General features: G+C 52.7%; 15 protein-coding genes. 5 read left to right on the forward strand and 10 right to left on the reverse strand.

Annotated features, from left to right (window positions below):
• Positions 1-3 precede the first annotated feature (3 nt).
• The 7 genes from TH19_RS13215 to TH19_RS13245 all read right to left on the reverse strand — a co-directional run bounded on the left by TH19_RS13215 (position 4) and on the right by TH19_RS13245 (position 7,168).
• Entirely contained in the window at positions 4-858 is an 855-nt protein-coding gene (locus tag TH19_RS13215; protein ID WP_114102829.1) for an ABC transporter ATP-binding protein, read from the reverse strand.
• On the reverse strand, positions 855-2,375 hold the full coding sequence (livM, locus tag TH19_RS13220) for a high-affinity branched-chain amino acid ABC transporter permease LivM (RefSeq protein WP_114102830.1): 1,521 nt from the start codon (positions 2,373-2,375) through the stop codon (positions 855-857). The genes TH19_RS13215 and livM overlap by 4 nt, the downstream gene beginning before the upstream one ends.
• Positions 2,375-3,298: an ABC transporter permease subunit gene (locus TH19_RS13225; protein ID WP_114102831.1), complete on the reverse strand. Its 924-nt coding sequence runs from the start codon at positions 3,296-3,298 to the stop codon at positions 2,375-2,377. Before TH19_RS13225 ends, livM begins: the two co-directional genes overlap by 1 nt.
• Positions 3,299-3,651: 353 nt before the next feature.
• A complete protein-coding gene (locus TH19_RS23260) occupies positions 3,652-3,891 on the reverse strand; it encodes a DUF6898 family protein (RefSeq protein ID WP_404969484.1) in 240 nt (79 codons plus the stop codon).
• A gap of 75 nt (positions 3,892-3,966) precedes the next feature.
• Positions 3,967-5,031 (reverse strand): 3-hydroxyisobutyrate dehydrogenase, encoded by a 1,065-nt coding sequence (mmsB, locus tag TH19_RS13235; RefSeq protein ID WP_404969485.1) that lies wholly within the window; start codon positions 5,029-5,031, stop codon positions 3,967-3,969.
• On the reverse strand, positions 4,931-6,025 hold the full coding sequence (locus TH19_RS13240; RefSeq protein ID WP_114102833.1) for an enoyl-CoA hydratase/isomerase family protein: 1,095 nt from the start codon (positions 6,023-6,025) through the stop codon (positions 4,931-4,933). The genes mmsB and TH19_RS13240 overlap by 101 nt, the downstream gene beginning before the upstream one ends.
• Positions 6,026-6,028: 3 nt before the next feature.
• Positions 6,029-7,168: an acyl-CoA dehydrogenase family protein gene (locus TH19_RS13245; RefSeq protein WP_114102834.1), complete on the reverse strand. Its 1,140-nt coding sequence runs from the start codon at positions 7,166-7,168 to the stop codon at positions 6,029-6,031.
• 225 nt (positions 7,169-7,393) lie between these two features.
• Between TH19_RS13245 and TH19_RS13250 the strand changes: the two genes are divergently transcribed.
• The 4 genes from TH19_RS13250 to hemB all read left to right on the forward strand — a co-directional run bounded on the left by TH19_RS13250 (position 7,394) and on the right by hemB (position 11,920).
• The gene (locus tag TH19_RS13250; RefSeq protein ID WP_114102835.1) at positions 7,394-8,680 is read left to right on the forward strand and encodes an O-acetylhomoserine aminocarboxypropyltransferase/cysteine synthase family protein; all 1,287 of its coding nucleotides are present in this window, start codon (positions 7,394-7,396) and stop codon (positions 8,678-8,680) included.
• 132 nt (positions 8,681-8,812) lie between these two features.
• Positions 8,813-9,574 (forward strand): DeoR/GlpR family DNA-binding transcription regulator, encoded by a 762-nt coding sequence (locus TH19_RS13255; protein ID WP_114102836.1) that lies wholly within the window; start codon positions 8,813-8,815, stop codon positions 9,572-9,574.
• A 53-nt stretch (positions 9,575-9,627) separates the two neighbouring features.
• Positions 9,628-10,824: an MFS transporter gene (locus TH19_RS13260; RefSeq protein WP_114102837.1), complete on the forward strand. Its 1,197-nt coding sequence runs from the start codon at positions 9,628-9,630 to the stop codon at positions 10,822-10,824.
• Between the two features lie 88 nt (positions 10,825-10,912).
• Positions 10,913-11,920 carry a porphobilinogen synthase gene (hemB, locus tag TH19_RS13265; RefSeq protein WP_114102838.1) on the forward strand — a complete coding sequence of 336 codons (1,008 nt, stop codon included), beginning with the start codon at positions 10,913-10,915 and terminating at the stop codon, positions 11,918-11,920.
• 86 nt (positions 11,921-12,006) lie between these two features.
• Here hemB and TH19_RS13270 read toward each other — a convergent pair whose 3' ends face one another.
• On the reverse strand, positions 12,007-12,975 hold the full coding sequence (locus TH19_RS13270) for an HAD-IIA family hydrolase (RefSeq protein ID WP_114102839.1): 969 nt from the start codon (positions 12,973-12,975) through the stop codon (positions 12,007-12,009).
• A 479-nt stretch (positions 12,976-13,454) separates the two neighbouring features.
• Between TH19_RS13270 and TH19_RS13275 the strand changes: the two genes are divergently transcribed.
• On the forward strand, positions 13,455-13,613 hold the full coding sequence (locus tag TH19_RS13275; RefSeq protein WP_114102840.1) for a DUF1127 domain-containing protein: 159 nt from the start codon (positions 13,455-13,457) through the stop codon (positions 13,611-13,613).
• 132 nt (positions 13,614-13,745) lie between these two features.
• On the opposite strand, the gene TH19_RS13280 is transcribed toward TH19_RS13275, so the two are convergent.
• Positions 13,746-15,263: a malonate--CoA ligase gene (locus TH19_RS13280; protein ID WP_114102841.1), complete on the reverse strand. Its 1,518-nt coding sequence runs from the start codon at positions 15,261-15,263 to the stop codon at positions 13,746-13,748.
• 195 nt (positions 15,264-15,458) lie between these two features.
• A complete protein-coding gene (locus TH19_RS13285; protein WP_114102842.1) occupies positions 15,459-16,625 on the reverse strand; it encodes a type III PLP-dependent enzyme in 1,167 nt (388 codons plus the stop codon).
• Between the last annotated feature and the right edge of the window lie 76 nt (positions 16,626-16,701).

The raw sequence follows: 16,701 nt of genomic DNA on the forward strand, positions 1-16,701 counted from the left end.
CCCTCAGTGCGCATTCGGATCAACATTAAGGTCGGCAGCAACTTCCGGCGGAAGCTCGTCATCCTCTTCTTCGCCAAGATAGGCGCGGATAACGGCCGGATCATTCTTGACGGCTTCCGGATTGCCATCGGCAATCTTTCTTCCGTAATCAAGAACAATCACATGGTCGGAAATCTGCATCACGACGCTCATGTCATGTTCGATCAGAAGACAGCCAACGCCCTGATCATCACGGATACTCTGCAACAGGATGTTAAGTTCTGCCGACTCACGCGGGTTAAGGCCCGCCGCCGGCTCATCCAGGCACAGAAGTGACGGATCAGTACACATTGCACGTGCGATTTCCAGACGACGCTGGGAACCGTATGGCAAGTTACCGGCACTCCAGTCAGCCTGATCATACAGGCCAACCTTGTTCAGCCAGAACTTCGCCTTTTCGATCGCTTCCTTTTCCGCCCTGGCATAACGGCCAAGGTTGAACAAGCCCGCAATAGAGAAAGCAGATGCTTCCATCAGGCGGTTATGCTGGGCAACGATCAGGTTTTCCAGAACAGTCATCCCGGTAAACAGGCGAATGTTCTGGAAAGTACGTGCAACACCGTTATTGCGTGGAATACGGAAACCTTCGGTCCGTTCCAGCAAACGGGGGCCGTCATTGGCATGAAGGGTAAGACGCCCTTCGGTCGGGACATAGAACCCGGTCAGGCAGTTAAACACAGTGGTTTTACCTGCACCGTTCGGGCCGATGATTGCCGTGATTTCACGCGTGTTCGCCGTGAAAGACAGATCATCAATCGCGACCAGACCACCAAATCGCATGGTCAGGTGTTCGACTTCGAGCAGTTTGTTGTCGGTCATTTCAACTCTCCGGCAACTTTTTCTTTCTGGCTCATATTGAGCAGAATGGTCGGGTCACGGAAGGACAACAGACCGCGCGGACGCCACAGCATGATGGCAACAATACCGGCACCAAAGATCAGCATGCGGTATTCGGCAAGTTCACGGAACATTTCCGGGAAACCGATCATCACGATTGCCGCCAAAACGACCCCGATCTGACTGCCCATGCCCCCCAGAACCACAATCGCAAGAATCACAGCCGATTCAAGGAAGGTGAAACTTTCCGGGCTGATAAAGCCCTGACGGGTGGCAAAGAATGCACCGGCAAAACCACCGAACATTGCACCGATAGCAAAAGCTGAAAGCTTGGTGTTGGTCGGGTTGATCCCCAGCGAACGACAAGCGATCTCATCTTCACGAAGAGCTTCCCATGCACGCCCGATCGGAAGTTTGCGCAGACGCATGGTGACAAAGCTCGTCACCAGTGCCAATGCAAGGATCAGGTAGTACAGGAAGATCAGTCGGTGCATGGAAGAATATTCCATCCCGAACAGTTCGTTGAAGCCGATAGCCCCATCCGGTACACGGCGCGAGAAATCAGCCAGACCAAAGAAGCTCGGACGTTCGATTGAAGAAATACCATCTGGACCACCCGTAAAATCATACCAGTTGATCAGAACAACGCGGATGATTTCACCAAAGCCCAGCGTCACGATGGCCAGATAGTCACCACGAAGACGCAGAACCGGGAAGCCAAGGATAATACCAAAGCTTGCAGCAAAAATACCGGCAAGCGGCAGGCAGAGCCAGAAGCTCAGATCAAAGTTCTGCGACAGCAACGCATAGGAATAAGCACCAACTGCGTAGAATGCCACATAACCAAGATCCAAAAGACCCGCCAGACCGACCACGATATTCAGACCCCACCCCAGCATGATGTAGATCATCACAAGGGTTGCAAGGTCGATGGCAGACCGGTTTTCACCAAACAGGAACGGGAAGATGATGAAGAATATAATCCCCACCAGACCGATCTTTTTGGTGTTGGAACGATAAGCCAGCTGAATTTTCGACGACAGCTTTGTGCTTTCATCGACTTCGGCAACGCCATGCTCTTTCATCGAGAAATAGGCAATGGCAAAGACGATAGCAACAAAGGCAATGGCAAGAACAATGCTAAGAGCACTGCCGAAAGCCATATCGAAAACAACCGGTGACGCCCAGCGGTCATCCATATCGCGGAAGCGGACAAACATCTCGAAGACCGCAACAGCCGTTGCAGTAATCAAAAGTGCCTGAACCAGACGCGAGATCGCCTCGCGGCGAATGATCAAGGCCAAACGTCCAACGACAGTTGAACCGATGGCAATCAGAACGAGATCCCAACGCACAGCCAGTTCCAGGCCTGTCGGACGGTCAACCGTCTCGACACCCAAAATCATGACTGACATCAGCAGCGCGATAACTGCAAAGAACGCGAGTTCCTTAACAATTTCCGAGCCGTTGGTACGAGAAGAAGCAAATGCAGAAGACATCAGACTTTCTCAACCTCCGGCTTGCCAAGCAGACCCCACGGACGGAAGATCAGCACGAGAACGAGAATACCGAACGTCGCAACGTCCTTGTATTCAATCGTGAGATACCCCGACCAGAACGCTTCGATCAGACCAATCAGCAAACCACCAAGCATTGCGCCCGGCAGAGAGCCGATACCACCAAGAACAGCCGCGGTGAACGCCTTAACACCGGCCAGGAAGCCGATATAGAAGTCGATCACACCATAATACAATGTCACCATCATACCTGCGACCGATGCCAGGGCTGCACCCATGACAAAGGTGGTGGAAATCGTGCGGTCAACGTTAACGCCCAAAAGGCCAGCCATGGTGCGGTCCTGTTCACAGGCACGCTGAGCGCGACCCAAAGAGGTCTTGGCAATCAGCAGCGAGAAGACAACCATCAGAACGAATGTCAGAACGATAATCACGATCTGCATATAGCTGAGCTGGACGTCGAAATTCGCGCTTTTCATAAGGGTAATACCGCCCTCAACAAGCGGCTGCATCGGTTTCACGCGCGCACCCTGCGAAATCTGTACAAAGTTTTGCAGGAAGATCGACATGCCGATGGCAGAAATAAGCGCTGCCAGACGGAACGATCCGCGCAGTGGCCGATATGCGACCCGCTCCACGCCCCAACCGTAAATCGAGGTCAGAACCATTGAAACGAACAGCATAAGAAGAAGTGTAAGCGGAAGTATTCCGCTGATCCCTGCGGCCTGACAGATCAGGAAGGTAATCAGGGAATGAAACGCACCGAGCATGTAAATCTCGCCGTGCGCGAAGTTGATCATGCCAATAATGCCATACACCATCGTATAACCGATGGCGATCAAACCATAAATGGCTCCCAGCGTCAGACCGTTGATCAATTGTTGTAGGAAATAAGCCCAATCCATTGCACAACCTTAGATTTGGCACAGACAAACAAGGTCCTCGCCAGCTCGGCAGAAGGCATCAAGCCACATATATATGTATTGATTGGATGAGACATAGTCTCCCCATTGCCCCCTTGCAAACCCGCGAAGCCTCCGTCTTATTGTTATCGGGTATGACCCGGTTATAACTTTCGGAGCCGACCATTCTGGTTGTGGTTCTTACTACCGAAAGCACGATTAGAGCGAGAACCTTAGACACATGTGTTCAAAGGCTGCAAGCGGCTTTCGGATTTTAGTGAAAATCACCAAATCAGGTTTTGATATTGGAATAAAACACTGATCCAAGAAGCCACCCACTCTTTATATTGTATACATTATCCCTTTTTGAGAACGTATTCAAGTTTTTGTGCAGCGACCCGCTTTAATTGTTCAGGATTCCGACTCACAGGTCCTGCCACAGTTACCTCGACACCCGTTTTCCCATCAATGGCCGTACAGCGCAGATAAGAACCCACCTGCCGAAGTTCAAAATAAATCTCGTTCGAGGTGTTGTGTCGTGCGGTCATACTTGCCCTGATGGTCCTGTTATAGCGTTTCCTCCATTGTGCGCCCATTCTCGCACAACGCAATAGCTAACAAAAACGGGCCCGGAAATCCGGGCCCGTCACATCATGCATCCACTGACGAAATCACTTTTCACCATCCAGCATTTTCACAATGGCCGAGAAATCCATACCGCCATTGCCACTATTTGAATAAAGCGCATACAGGCTTTCGGCCAATGCCCCCATCGGCGTAGTTGCGCCGGAAGATGCTGCTGCCTGCTGGGCAAGCTTAAGGTCCTTAAGCATCATATCAACCGCAAATCCCGGTTGATAATCACGATTTGCCGGGGATGTCGGAACAGGTCCCGGCACCGGGCAATAGCTTGTCAGTGACCAGCACTGGCCGGATGCCTTGGAGGAAATATCAAACAGCTTCTGCGCATCAAGCCCAAGACGCTTGGCCAGCATAAAGGCCTCGGATACAGCAATCATACTGACACCCAGCACCATGTTATTGCAAATCTTCACCGCCTGCCCTGCGCCGCTGTCGCCGGCATGAATGATATTGCTGCCCATACCTTCAAGGATTGGCTTGGCACTGGCGAAATCGGCATCAGACCCGCCAACCATAAAGGTCAGCGTACCGGCCGCGGCCCCCGCCGTTCCACCCGAAATCGGGGCATCCACAGCACCAAGACCAGCCGCACGGGCCAGTTCGGATGCCTTACGTGCGGCGTCAACTTCAATGGTGGAGCTATCAATCAGCACCGTACCCGGTTTCGCATTGGCGATCACACCATCTGCACCTTCATATACAGACAGCACATGCTTGCCAGCAGGAAGCACTGTTACAACAAAATCAACACCACTTGCTGCCTCGGCAATCGTTGCGGCCTTTCCGGCCCCGGCTTCGATTGCCTTTGCCACCGCATCTGCGGAAAGATCAAACACTTTGACTGCGTGGCCCGCCTTGACAAGATTGGCAGCCATTGGGCCGCCCATATTGCCCAGACCAATAAAACCGATATTCGCCATTTGAAGTCTCCTCTGCCATCCCCTGCGGGACCTTTGTTTTAATTTCAAGAACCGCTTTGCGGCCCAATGCATTCTAAAGATTAAGTTCTTTGTCTGATGGAAGCAGTTCGAAATACTCCGAAACTTCGCGCGGATTAACCTGCCCAATATCGCCATGCTGCCATTTCGGCGCATGGTCCTTATCCACGATCACCGCACGCACACCTTCAAACAGATCGGGCTTGCACACCATACGTTGCGACAGGCGGAATTCCATGTTCAGAACTTCTGCCAGGGTCAATTCGCCACCCTGGCGGATTTGCTCAAAACTGATGCACAATGCCATTGGGGATTTGCCCGACAGAACATCCAGCGTGTGCTTGCCAAACTCAGTACCTTCGTCCGCCAAAGCCTCGAAAATCGCAACAACGCTATTACCGGCAAAGGCAAGATCAATCGCCTCGCGGTTTTCCGCCAGAGGCGCGTTGTCAAAGGCCATCTGATGCCGCCCCAGAATATCCGCAACCGTTTCAGCCGCATGATCATCATAGGACGCCACCGCCAGTTCAGCCTTAAGACGATCAAGATCAGAAGACACCATTCCGTGCGTTGCAAGACCGGTATACAGGCAATCGGCGGCCTTGATCCTTGCCCCCGTCAGGCCAAGATACATTCCGATCTTGCCTGGACAACGGGGCAGGAAATAGCCACCGCCAACATCCGGAAAGAACCCGATCCCGGTTTCTGGCATGGCAAACAAGGTGCGCTCCGTCACAACCCGGAACTGCCCATGAATGGACACGCCAACGCCACCGCCCATGGTGATCCCGTCCATCAACGCAATGTAGGGTTTCGGATAATTGGCGATGTAATGATTAAGGTGATATTCGCGACGATAAAAAGCATCGAGCATGTCTTCATCATCGATTTTACGGGCATCATAAAGACCGCGAATATCGCCACCGGCACAAAACGCCTTTTCACCTGCCCCTTCGATTACAATTACCTTGATCGACGGATCGGCTTCCCACGATTTCAGTTGTCCCATCATCATGTCGACCATCACAAGATCAAGCGCATTCAGCGCACGTGGCCGATTTAGGACAATCTGGCCAACGGCCCCCTGCTGAGAAAACAGGACCGGGGCTTCGGCAACTTTGGTTTCCGATGTGTTTGACGTATCATTCATGATCTAGTCTTTCAGGGCTGCACGCGAGATGATCAGCCGCATGATTTCGTTGGTACCTTCAAGAATCTGATGCACGCGCAGATCGCGCAACAGGCGCTCAATCGGATATTCGCGGATATAGCCATAACCGCCATGAAGCTGAAGCGCCTGGTTGCAAACATCAAACCCGATATCGGTCGCGAACCGTTTGGCCATGGCACAGAACTGGGTGGCATCACCGGCTTTGTGATCAAGCTTCCATGCGCCTTTATGAAGCATCAGGCGCGCTGCTTCGAGTTCGGTCACCATATCGGCAAATTTGAATTGCAAGGCCTGGAACTGATCAAGGCTTTTGCCAAACTGTTTGCGCACCTTCATATGGTCACGTGCATGTTCCATTGCTGCGCGCGCCCCGCCGATAGAACAGGCTGCAATATTCAAACGACCACCATCCAAGCCCTTCATGGCGAACTTGAAACCTTCGCCCTCCTCGCCCAAACGGTTTTCAACCGGGACCTTGCAGTTACTAAAGATCACGGCCGAGGTCGGCTGACTGTTCCAGCCCATCTTTTCTTCAAGCTTGCCAAAAGACAAACCCTCGGCGTCCTTTGGAATGATAAAGGTTGAAATGCCGCTTGGACTATCATCGCCGGTGCGCGCCATCACCACATAGATGTCGCTGCGCGATCCGCCCGAAATAAACGCTTTTTCACCATTAAGGACATAATGATCACCATCACGGACTGCACGGGTGCGCAGTGATCCGGCATCTGACCCCGCCCCCGGCTCTGTCAGGCAATAGCTTGCAAAATGTTCCATCGTGACAAGCTTGGGCAGATATGTTTCGCGCTGGGCGTCCGTACCAAATGTATCGATCATCCAGCACGCCATATTATGGATAGAGATATAGGCAGCCGTTGACGGACAAGCCGCAGCCAGTTCTTCAAAAATCACAGCCGCATCAAGACGACCAAGCCCTGTGCCCCCGAATTCCTCGCGGGTATAGATTGCCGCAAAGCCAAGTTCAGCCGCCTTGCGCAACGTTTCTTCGGGGAAAATGTGTTTTGCATCCCATTCACCCGCATACGGGGCCATTTCATTCTGGGCAAAATCACGCGCAGCTTGGGCAAATGCCTGCTGATCGTCAGACAGGTTGAATTCCATTGGATCGCCGCCTCTGAAGTTTATCTGTTTTCCCTTTACGTAAACGTGAAAACACCCCTTTGTCAATTCATTCGGTATAACAGTACCGAATTATCACAATATTGGTAAATCACACTATTTGCGTGCATTCACGTAGAGGTTTTCACCAATTGCTTCTTGCTGAGCACATCCTTGTCAGCTTACCTTGTCGGCGTCAGGAATAACGATAATTCAGGGAAACACATAATGTCCTCCACGAAACCGGAAACCATTGTCCTTCATGCAGGCTATCGCGCCGACCCGACCACGGGATCCGTTGCCGTGCCGCTTTATCAGACCACCAGCTATCAGTTCCGCGATACCCAGCATGCTGCTGATCTTTTCGCCCTTAAGGAACTTGGCAATATCTATACCCGCCTGATGAACCCGACCAATGACGTGCTTGAACAGCGCATTGCCGCCCTTGAAGGTGGCGTTGCCGCAGTTGCACTTGGCTCCGGGCAGGCAGCATCGACTTTCTCGATCCTGAACATCGCACAGGCTGGCGACAATATTGTCAGCTCGACCGACCTTTATGGCGGCACATGGAACCTGTTTGCCAATACTTTCAAACAGATGGGCATTGAAGTTCGCTTTGCCGATCCGGCCGATCCGGAAAGCTTCCGCCGACTGGCAGATGACAAGACCCGTGCGTTCTATGCCGAAACCCTTCCGAACCCGAAATTGCAGGTCTTCCCGATCCGAGAAGTCGCCAATATTGGTCACGAACTTGGCATTCCGCTGATTGTTGATAACACCGCAGCACCTGTGATCTGCAAACCGATCGAACATGGCGCAAGTATTGTCATGTATTCGACAACCAAATTCATCGCCGGTCATGGCACATCCGTTGGCGGCATCGTGGTCGATTCCGGCAAGTTTGACTGGGAAAAACATGCCAAGCGCTTCCCGCTTCTGAACGAACCGGATCCAAGCTATCACGGTGCAGTTTGGACACAGGCCGTCAAGCCGATTGGCCCGGTTGCCTATGCGATCAAACTGCGTTGCACGCTTTTGCGCGATATTGGCGCGGCCGCATCGCCCTTTAACTCGTTCCAGACCATTCAGGGCATGGAAACATTGCCGCTGCGTATGGAACGTCATTGCGAAAACGCCAACAAGGTTGCGGATTTCCTGGCATCGCACCCGAAAGTCACCAAGGTCATTCACCCAAGCAAACAGGATGGCGAGAGCCGCCGTCGCGCTGACAGCTACCTTAAGGGTGGATACGGATCACTGATGGGCTTTGAACTGGCTGGCGGCAAGGACGCAGGCGAGAAATTCATCAACGCGCTTGAGCTGTTTTATCATGTCGCAAATATCGGCGACACGCGGTCCCTTGCCATTCACCCGGCGACGACGACTCACAGCCAGCTTTCCGAAGAAGACCGCCTTTCTTCCGGTGTTACCGATGGCTATGTCCGTCTGTCCATCGGCATCGAACATATTGACGACATTCTTGCCGACCTGACACAGGCCCTTGATAAAGCCTGATCATCTTAAACGTCATGACGTGATGCGAAACCGGCCGGACAATCGTTCGGCCGGTTTTTCATTGACCGCCCCTTAAACTCGGCATAAGAAAATCATGCACAACCGGCAAAACATGCAAAACAGGCAACCCCGATGTCGAGCGTCATCACCCGTCAGGACGAAATTGTAAAACTGCTGCGCAATATGGGCACTGTCCATATCCATGATCTTGCCGCCCTGTTTCACACATCCCTTGACACAATCCGTCGCGATTTACGCCAGCTTGAAGATGACGGCCATCTAAGGCGTATCCACGGTGGCGCTGTATTGCCCAACAAGGCATCCGAAACATATGAAGAACGCGCCCGTGACCTTCAGCCTGAACGCACTGCCATCGCCCAAAAAACCGCACGTGATCTGATTGCCGATGACGCCGTCGCCTTCTTTGACAGCGGCACGACGATCTGCGAAGTCGCACGCCACCTGAAACCGTCATTTCGCGGCACCGTCATTACGGTTAATCCGATGATTGCCGTAGAACTTGCCCGGCACCCCAATGCAGAAATCATCATGCTTGGTGGTACAATGATCAAGAATGACATGGTGGTTTGCGGCCCAACGACGATTGATGAAATCCGCAAATACAATGCCGACATAGCTTTGCTTGGCACCTGCGCCCTTCACCCGGAAGCAGGTCTTTCCACCAGTCATCAGCAAGAACGTGCAAGCAAGGCCGCAATGATCGCGCAATCGGCCGAAATCATCGCCGTCACCACTGCTGACAAACTTGAAACAAGCCTGCCACACCGGGTTTGCGACCTTGATGCCATTTCCCATCTTGTGACCGGGCGCAAGCTTTCTGCCGGATATCTCGAAAACTATGCCCGACGCGGAATAAATGTCGTTTTAGCCTAACCGCGCATGTTCGACGCCTGATATTACGCCCCTGTTGCCGGAGCCACCTTTGAATGCAAAACTATACCCGCGCCCATAACCATGTCCGCGCCATCTTCTTTTTGCATGGTGCTGCATTTTCAAGCTGGGTGCCACATATCCCGCTGGTTCAGGAACGGCTTGGCCTTGCCCATGACGAACTGGGTGGCATTTTGCTGGCCGCAGCTATTGGCGTCTTGGCCGTCATGCCGATTGCCGGTCGATTGGCCGACAAATTTGGCAGCGAGATAATCGTGCGTTATTCCGGGCTGATATATTTCGTGGCGGTCGGCATCCCCGTCTTCATGCCATCCTATCTCAGCATTTCGATTGCGATGTTTGCCCTGGGATTCTCGGGGGCCTTCCTTGACGTCGCGATGAATGCCAACGGCCTGAATGTCGAACGTCTTAAAGGGCGCAGCATCATGTCCGGCCTTCACGGGTTCTGGAGTTTGGGCGGCTTCACCGGCGCTGGCCTTGCCGCGGCGTGGTTTGCCCTGCCCTTTGACGACACCTATCACCTGCCAGTTATTCTGACGATCTTCCTGATTGCCCATATGTTCATGCAGGCGAAACTTCTACCCGATTATCAGGCACGCCAGGATCAAGCCGCCCGGCAATCAGAACAAACATCCAGCACCAGCGGCACGAAAAAGGAACGCCCGATGTTCCTTATGCTCCTGCCGTTCGGTATTTGCGCCTTTATCGGACAATTCGGCGAAGGTGTGATTACCGACTGGGCTACCGTTTTTATGAATTCGGAACTGTCGTCCGGGCCAACAATGGCGGCCGTCGGCTTTGCAATATATTCCTGCGCGATGGCAACAACCAGATTATCGGGTGACGCCCTGGTGATGAAATTCGGGCGTGCGCCGGTGCTTTTGACAAGTTCGGTTCTGGCCTCGGTCGGGACGTTCGTAATCGCCCTTTCTCCACATTATATTGTTGCATGGATTGGTTGTGGCATTGCAGGCACCGGGTTGGCCGTAATTCTGCCGCTGTTATTATCAGCTGCATCGCAGGCAACCGGCAAAGGTGGCGGTACCGTCGTATCGATCATCGCGGCGACCGGTTATTCCGCCATCATGGCCGGACCACCAATTATCGGGGCAATCGGACAGGTCGCGGGGCTTGTCAGTGCCTTTGCCATCACAGCAAGTTTCCTTGCTCTGATCATCCCTGTTTATCTGCTAACCATGCGGGCGCGCTTACAAATTGCCAGCAATGGTTGATTGCGCGTGAAATCTGTCCCATAAATTGGCTGTCCACCTTTGGGGCCACCCTTTGGGGTTGCCCGCCTCACACAACAGAGAACAGATCATGGCCAATAAATTCGCCTATGGCACTTTCCCCAGCACCCGCCAACGTCGCAATCGCATGACCGACTGGTCGCGCCGGATGGTTGCGGAAACCCGATTGACTGCCCATGATCTGATCCTTCCGGTCTTTGTGATTGATGGCAAAAACCAGCGTACACCGATTCCATCGATGCCCGGCGTTGACCGCCAGTCGGTGGATGTTCTGGTGGAAACCGCAAAGCATGCAGAAAAGCTTGGCATTCCGGCACTCGCCCTGTTCCCCTATATCGATGCCAGTCTTAAGACCAAAGACGCCCGTGAGGCATATAACCCCGATAACATAGTCTGCCGCGCGACCAAGGCGATCAAGGATGCCTGCCCCAATATTGGCGTCATCACCGACGTGGCCCTTGATCCGTTCAATGCTGACGGTCAGGACGGGATCGTTGTCGATGGACAGATTCTGAATGACGAAACAACCGAGGCACTGGTGCGTCAGGCACTGGTCCAGGCACAGGCTGGCTGCGATGTTGTTGCGCCCTCTGACATGATGGATGGTCGCATCCGTGCGATCCGTCAAACGCTTGAGGCCGAAAGCCTCAAGAATGTGCAGATCATGGCGTATTCCGCGAAATATGCATCCTCGTTCTATGGTCCGTTCCGGGATGCCATTGGTTCGGCAAGTGCACTGGGCAAAGCAGATAAAAAAACCTATCAGCTTGATCCGGCCAACAGTGACGAAGCCATGCGTGAAGTTGCCTATGACCTTGATGAAGGTGCTGATTCCGTCATCGTCAAACCGGGCCTGCCTTATCTTGATGTTCTTTATCGTGTCCGTCAGGAATTCGGCGTTCCGGTCTTTGCCTATCAGGTATCAGGTGAATACGCGATGTTGCGTGCCGCCGGACAGAATGGCTGGCTTGACTATATCGGCTGCGCGATTGAAACTCTGTCATGCTTCAAGCGTGCCGGTGCATCGGGTGTCCTGACCTACAGCGCGATTGAAGTCGCCGAGGCGCTTGAAGGTTAAGTCAAAAGCCATTCTTTGATCTCGAAACACAAAAAAAAAGGCCTCGCAAGAGGCCCTTTTGCATGATCGGCTTTGTTTAATGGCAATTACGCGCAGCATGCCGGCTCGGCCACCTCGTCGGCAACACCATGCCCAATTGCGCGGGCACAGAAATGCGGGCGCAGGCCCGATTTTGCAAAGACGCCCTCGATATCCTGACCATCAAGGAAGCCGCCCTGATGGACCAAAAGCGTCTTGATGCCCGATGCCAAACCACCAAGAACATCGGTATGGACAGTATCGCCCACCATCAATACCCGTTCGCGATCAATGCCGGGGTGACGGCGCAAGACTTCCTCAAAAACGTGATGATACGGCTTTCCGACGCATTGCGGCATCACACCACAAGCATCAGCCGCCAGATGGGCAAAGTAGCCCGATTCCACAGACAGGAAATCGCCCATTGGCGCACAGATATCGGGATTACCGACCAAAATCGGGCGCGGATTGGCAGCAAGACTTTGTTGCAGCATATTCTGCTGTTCGTCGGACCAATTTTCCGAATCAATCAACAGGAAGCCACCAACACGATCATACAGGTCGCGATCAGCCCCAAGGGGCTCTACCTGATCGGGCAGTACATGGAACGGCCAATCTGCCGGCGCCATCGCCCCCCAATGAGTAATATCGGCATGTTCGTTCATCATGGGGGCAACGAATTGCTGGCTGCTGATCAAGTTGCCATTGTCAAAATCAAAGCCACGCTTGCGGTGACGTGCAAGGATCGCTTCGGCCGAGCTTGACGCATCATTGGTCACAACCGCAATTTTCTTACCCATATTCTGAAGGGTCGCGACAGTCTTGACCGCACCGGGAATGGCTGTCGGGCCACTATTGAGAACACCGAACGCATCGAACACGATCAGATCGAATTGATCGGCAATCGCCAGAAGGTTATCGACATATTCTGTCTGGGCGGGAACAGCATCAGCCTGGACCTGCGGCAAACGCGGCGCGTAATGCAAATATGCGTTGATTGCCTGCGCGAAATTCAGCCGTGGCCGATTGATGCTCATTCTCAGTTCTCCTGTTCGTGCATTTGGTAGCGCAAATTACGGTCTATTCAACCCGATTGCGACCCTTAATCCATGGCGTTTTAAATGCGCAATGTATTTTCGGTAAAATCAACCCGAAGACAGCACGTAATTTCATTAGCCATGCACCATTAGCATAGCAATAAAAGTTTCGAAAGCGTCATGATGTGACGGAGATATAGCCAATTCATTGCAATTTGGTGACTTTCTGCGCTTTCCAAGCCACTGCCATGCAAAAAATGCATTGGATAAGCCGCGATATCGGGCGTAGATTGCCCTCACGAAATGAATAGGACGTATCGACTGGTAAATGCGCCACCAAGCAGCTGATCATTCGATACATTCAAAACAAACCGACACGTCAAACCAGACAACTATTCCGACACGGAATACAGCGGTGAGAACATGCCGGTTATCTGAATAGACGCCGAACAATCGGCCGGTTTGAAATAGGTGATGAAATGATCGTAACTAAAATTTTTGCTTTCCTTCGTGCTCTTCGCATTCAGTACCAGACCCAGATCGCGCTGCGCAAACTTGATGCGCGCGAACTGGCTGACATCGGTCTGAACCGCGACATGATCGACGATGTAGCACACCGTGTTGCTTTCGGTCGCTAAGCCACGACCGTAGCGTCCTTGAGAAAAACCCCTGCAGATCATCTGCAGGGGTTTTTCTTTGTCCCGATTTTGCCATGGGCAGCAAAAACACCTGTCTGCCACCAGCCTCGGCAAGACTGGCAGGATCAAAATCTAGTTGGCAAACAACGCCTTGTATTCGTCGCGCAGGACGTTCTTCTGAACTTTGCCCATCGCATTGCGCGGCAGATCATCCTTGAAGAAGACCCGTTTGGGCACTTTGAAATTGGCAAGCTGTGATTTGATTGCACTGATCACGCCATCTTCGGACAGGGCATCTTTCGCCGCTGGAACAATCACTGCCACGACCGCCTCGCCAAAGTCGGGATGCTGAACACCGATCACGGCACTTTCAACAACTCCCTCCATCTTGTCGATCAGAGTTTCGATTTCTTTCGGATACACATTAAACCCGCCAGAAATCACCAGATCCTTGGCCCGACCGACAATATGGACATAGCCCTTGGCATCGATCTTGGCGATATCGCCGGTCACAAAGAAACCATCCTCGCGGAATTCCTCGGCGGTTTTTTCAGGCATCTGCCAGTATCCGGCAAAGACATTCGGTCCGCGCGCTTCAAGCACACCAATTTCATCCGTCTCCAGCACATTGCCATCGGCATCACAAACACGAACATCAACATCGGGCAATGCCGGACCAACCGTGTGAACGATCCTTTCGCCATCAAGCGGATTGGATGTCGCCATTCCCATTTCGGTCATCCCGTAACGTTCCAGCAAGGCCTTGCCGGTTCGCTCCTTGAACGCCGTAAAGGTTTCCGGCAACAGCGGCGCCGAACCGGAAATGAACAGGCGCATGTTCTTCGTTACATCAGCCGTAAAATCATCCCCCGACAACAGACGCACATAGAATGTCGGAACGCCCATCATCACCGTACTGCGCGACAACAAAGCCATTACCTGATCCCGATCAAATTTCGGCAGGAAGAACATCTTCGAACCCGAAAGCATCACGCAGTGGCAAGCAATGAAAAGCCCGTGCGTGTGGAAAATCGGCAAAGCGTGCAAAAGGGTATCATCCCCGCTAAACCCCCAAAGATTTTCAAGCGTCGCCGCGTTGGACCACAGGTTCATCTGGGTCATCATAGCGCCTTTGGGTTTCCCGGTGGTCCCGGACGTATAAAGGATTGCCGCCAGATCATCATCCGCGCATGAAACCGGATCGAATGTGTCGGATTGCGCGTTGGCCCCGTCGATCAGGCTACCTTCCCCTTCCATACCCAGCGTCAGGACATGCTTGACACCCTGCTCGCTGGCGATGGCCGTGACTTCATCCTGGCGATGCGGCTGACAGACGAAGATCACAGGCGAAGCGTTATCCATGAAATAGGCAAGTTCACCGGCCTGATAAGCCGTATTAAGCGGCAGGTAAACAAGACCCGCGCGGATGCAACCAAGATACAGGAAAAGCGCTTCGGGGGATTTATCAACCTGAACCGCAACACGGTCACCTTTTTGGGCCCCAAGTGACGTCAACAACCCTGCAATCTGCGCCGATGCGGCATCCGCGTGCCCATAGCTATAAGTCTTGCCAGTTGGCGTTTCGATCAGAACCGATGAAAGTTCGGTCGGAAACCGGTCACGGATACGCGTAAAAAGGCTGTTGGTCACGATATTGCTTCCCCGATGAATTATCGCTCACCCGGCAGATCACCTGTCAGGCCTGATAGAGGACCGTATAGTGCAACCAACAGATATATGCAAACAAGTACCTTTTTACCGGTATCGGAAGTTTTATACATGATCCACAAACAAAACGGGCAAGCAGGTTATCGCCTGCTTGCCCGTAATTTCAGCTGGCCCGGATTAAGCCACGTAGGGGAATTCGCCATCCACGAACGGGAAAGCTTCGCCTACTGTGACCTGCATTTCCGGGAAGAACCCGTTGAAATGGGTGGCCAATGCGTTGCTATAGGCACCGATATGACCGAACTCGATCCAGTCGCCTTCGCGAATATCCGCCGGAAGAGATACCGCCGCTGGCAACACATCCATATTGTCACAGGTCGGACCGTAAATCGTGAAGTCCAGGGTTTCATCCTGAATGAATTCACCATTGATCCGCATCGGACGCACCGGATAACGCAACTGTCCCGTCACTGTTTCCGACAAGCTACCGTAAACGCCATCATTGATGAAAAGCGTATCTTCCTTGCGAAGATGAACCTGCGTGATCAGGGAAACCCCACTTGAAACCAGCGCCCTGCCCGGTTCACACATAAAGGTGGTTTCGGGCATATCAAGCCAACGGATGCAGTCCTTGATTTCATCCATGAATTCTTCAAGGCTGGCACCGCGTTGGTTCATATATTGCCCGGGGAAACCACCCCCAACGTCGATATGCTTTACCGCAACACCAGAGAAATCGACGACCTGACGGATCAGTTCGACCGCAATCCGGTAACCATTTGGCGTGGTACATTGTGACCCGACATGGAAACACAGACCGGCCTCATAACCGTATTCATCAACCTTTTTCAGAAGTTCGGCCGCGACCATTGGGCGCGCACCAAATTTCGCCGACAGGTTATAAGTCGCCCCGGCTGGCGGCGTTGCAAGACGCACATGGATGACAAGTTTCTTGTCGCCCTCGGTCTCTTCGCGGATTTTTTCAAGTTCTTCAATCGTATCGATAACATAGTGATCAATACCGAACACCCGATGGGCATTGCGGATGGCATCGCGGCTTTTGACCGGATGCATAAAATAAGCCTTCATTCCCGGGAATTGTCGGCGCACCAGCGAAATCTCTTCGGGGGATGCTGTATCAAAATGACGCACCCCGCCTTCGTGCAGATATCGCATGACTTCCGGATGCGGGTTACATTTCACCGCATAAAGAACGTCGCCCGGGAACATTTCGACAAAGCGCTGCGCTGTTTCTCGAAGGATATTCGGTCTCAGACAATAAACCGGATAGGAAGGCTTGAGTTCCTTAACAACATCGAACGTCGTATCGAAATGACGTGGCATAAATACTCCATCGTTTGCGAAATTCAGACGCCCAGACACGTACCGCCGCCGGGCTGGTCTTTTTAGCAGTTCAAGG

Origin of the sequence: Thalassospira profundimaris, from assembly GCF_003326675.1 — a bacterium.
In the GTDB taxonomy this organism is placed as follows: Bacteria; Pseudomonadota; Alphaproteobacteria; order Rhodospirillales; family Thalassospiraceae; genus Thalassospira; species Thalassospira aquimaris.

Bases quoted from the DNA above. Each gene is read 5' to 3' on its own strand.
- TH19_RS13285 (WP_114102842.1), bottom strand. From the start codon at position 16,625: ATGCCACGTCATTTCGATACGACGTTCGATGTTGTTAAGGAACTCAAG.
- mmsB (WP_404969485.1), bottom strand. From the start codon at position 5,031: ATGCGCCGAAATGGCAGCATGGCGATATTGGGCAGGTTAATCCGCGCG.
- TH19_RS13255 (WP_114102836.1), top strand. From the start codon at position 8,813: ATGTCGAGCGTCATCACCCGTCAGGACGAAATTGTAAAACTGCTGCGC.
- TH19_RS13250 (WP_114102835.1), top strand. From the start codon at position 7,394: ATGTCCTCCACGAAACCGGAAACCATTGTCCTTCATGCAGGCTATCGC.
- TH19_RS13240 (WP_114102833.1), bottom strand. From the start codon at position 6,025: ATGAATGATACGTCAAACACATCGGAAACCAAAGTTGCCGAAGCCCCG.
- TH19_RS13215 (WP_114102829.1), bottom strand. From the start codon at position 858: ATGACCGACAACAAACTGCTCGAAGTCGAACACCTGACCATGCGATTT.
- TH19_RS13270 (WP_114102839.1), bottom strand. From the start codon at position 12,975: ATGAGCATCAATCGGCCACGGCTGAATTTCGCGCAGGCAATCAACGCA.
- hemB (WP_114102838.1), top strand. From the start codon at position 10,913: ATGGCCAATAAATTCGCCTATGGCACTTTCCCCAGCACCCGCCAACGT.
- TH19_RS13275 (WP_114102840.1), top strand. From the start codon at position 13,455: ATGATCGTAACTAAAATTTTTGCTTTCCTTCGTGCTCTTCGCATTCAG.
- TH19_RS13245 (WP_114102834.1), bottom strand. From the start codon at position 7,168: ATGGAATTCAACCTGTCTGACGATCAGCAGGCATTTGCCCAAGCTGCG.
- TH19_RS23260 (WP_404969484.1), bottom strand. From the start codon at position 3,891: ATGGGCGCACAATGGAGGAAACGCTATAACAGGACCATCAGGGCAAGT.
- TH19_RS13260 (WP_114102837.1), top strand. From the start codon at position 9,628: ATGCAAAACTATACCCGCGCCCATAACCATGTCCGCGCCATCTTCTTT.
- livM (WP_114102830.1), bottom strand. From the start codon at position 2,375: ATGTCTTCTGCATTTGCTTCTTCTCGTACCAACGGCTCGGAAATTGTT.
- TH19_RS13225 (WP_114102831.1), bottom strand. From the start codon at position 3,298: ATGGATTGGGCTTATTTCCTACAACAATTGATCAACGGTCTGACGCTG.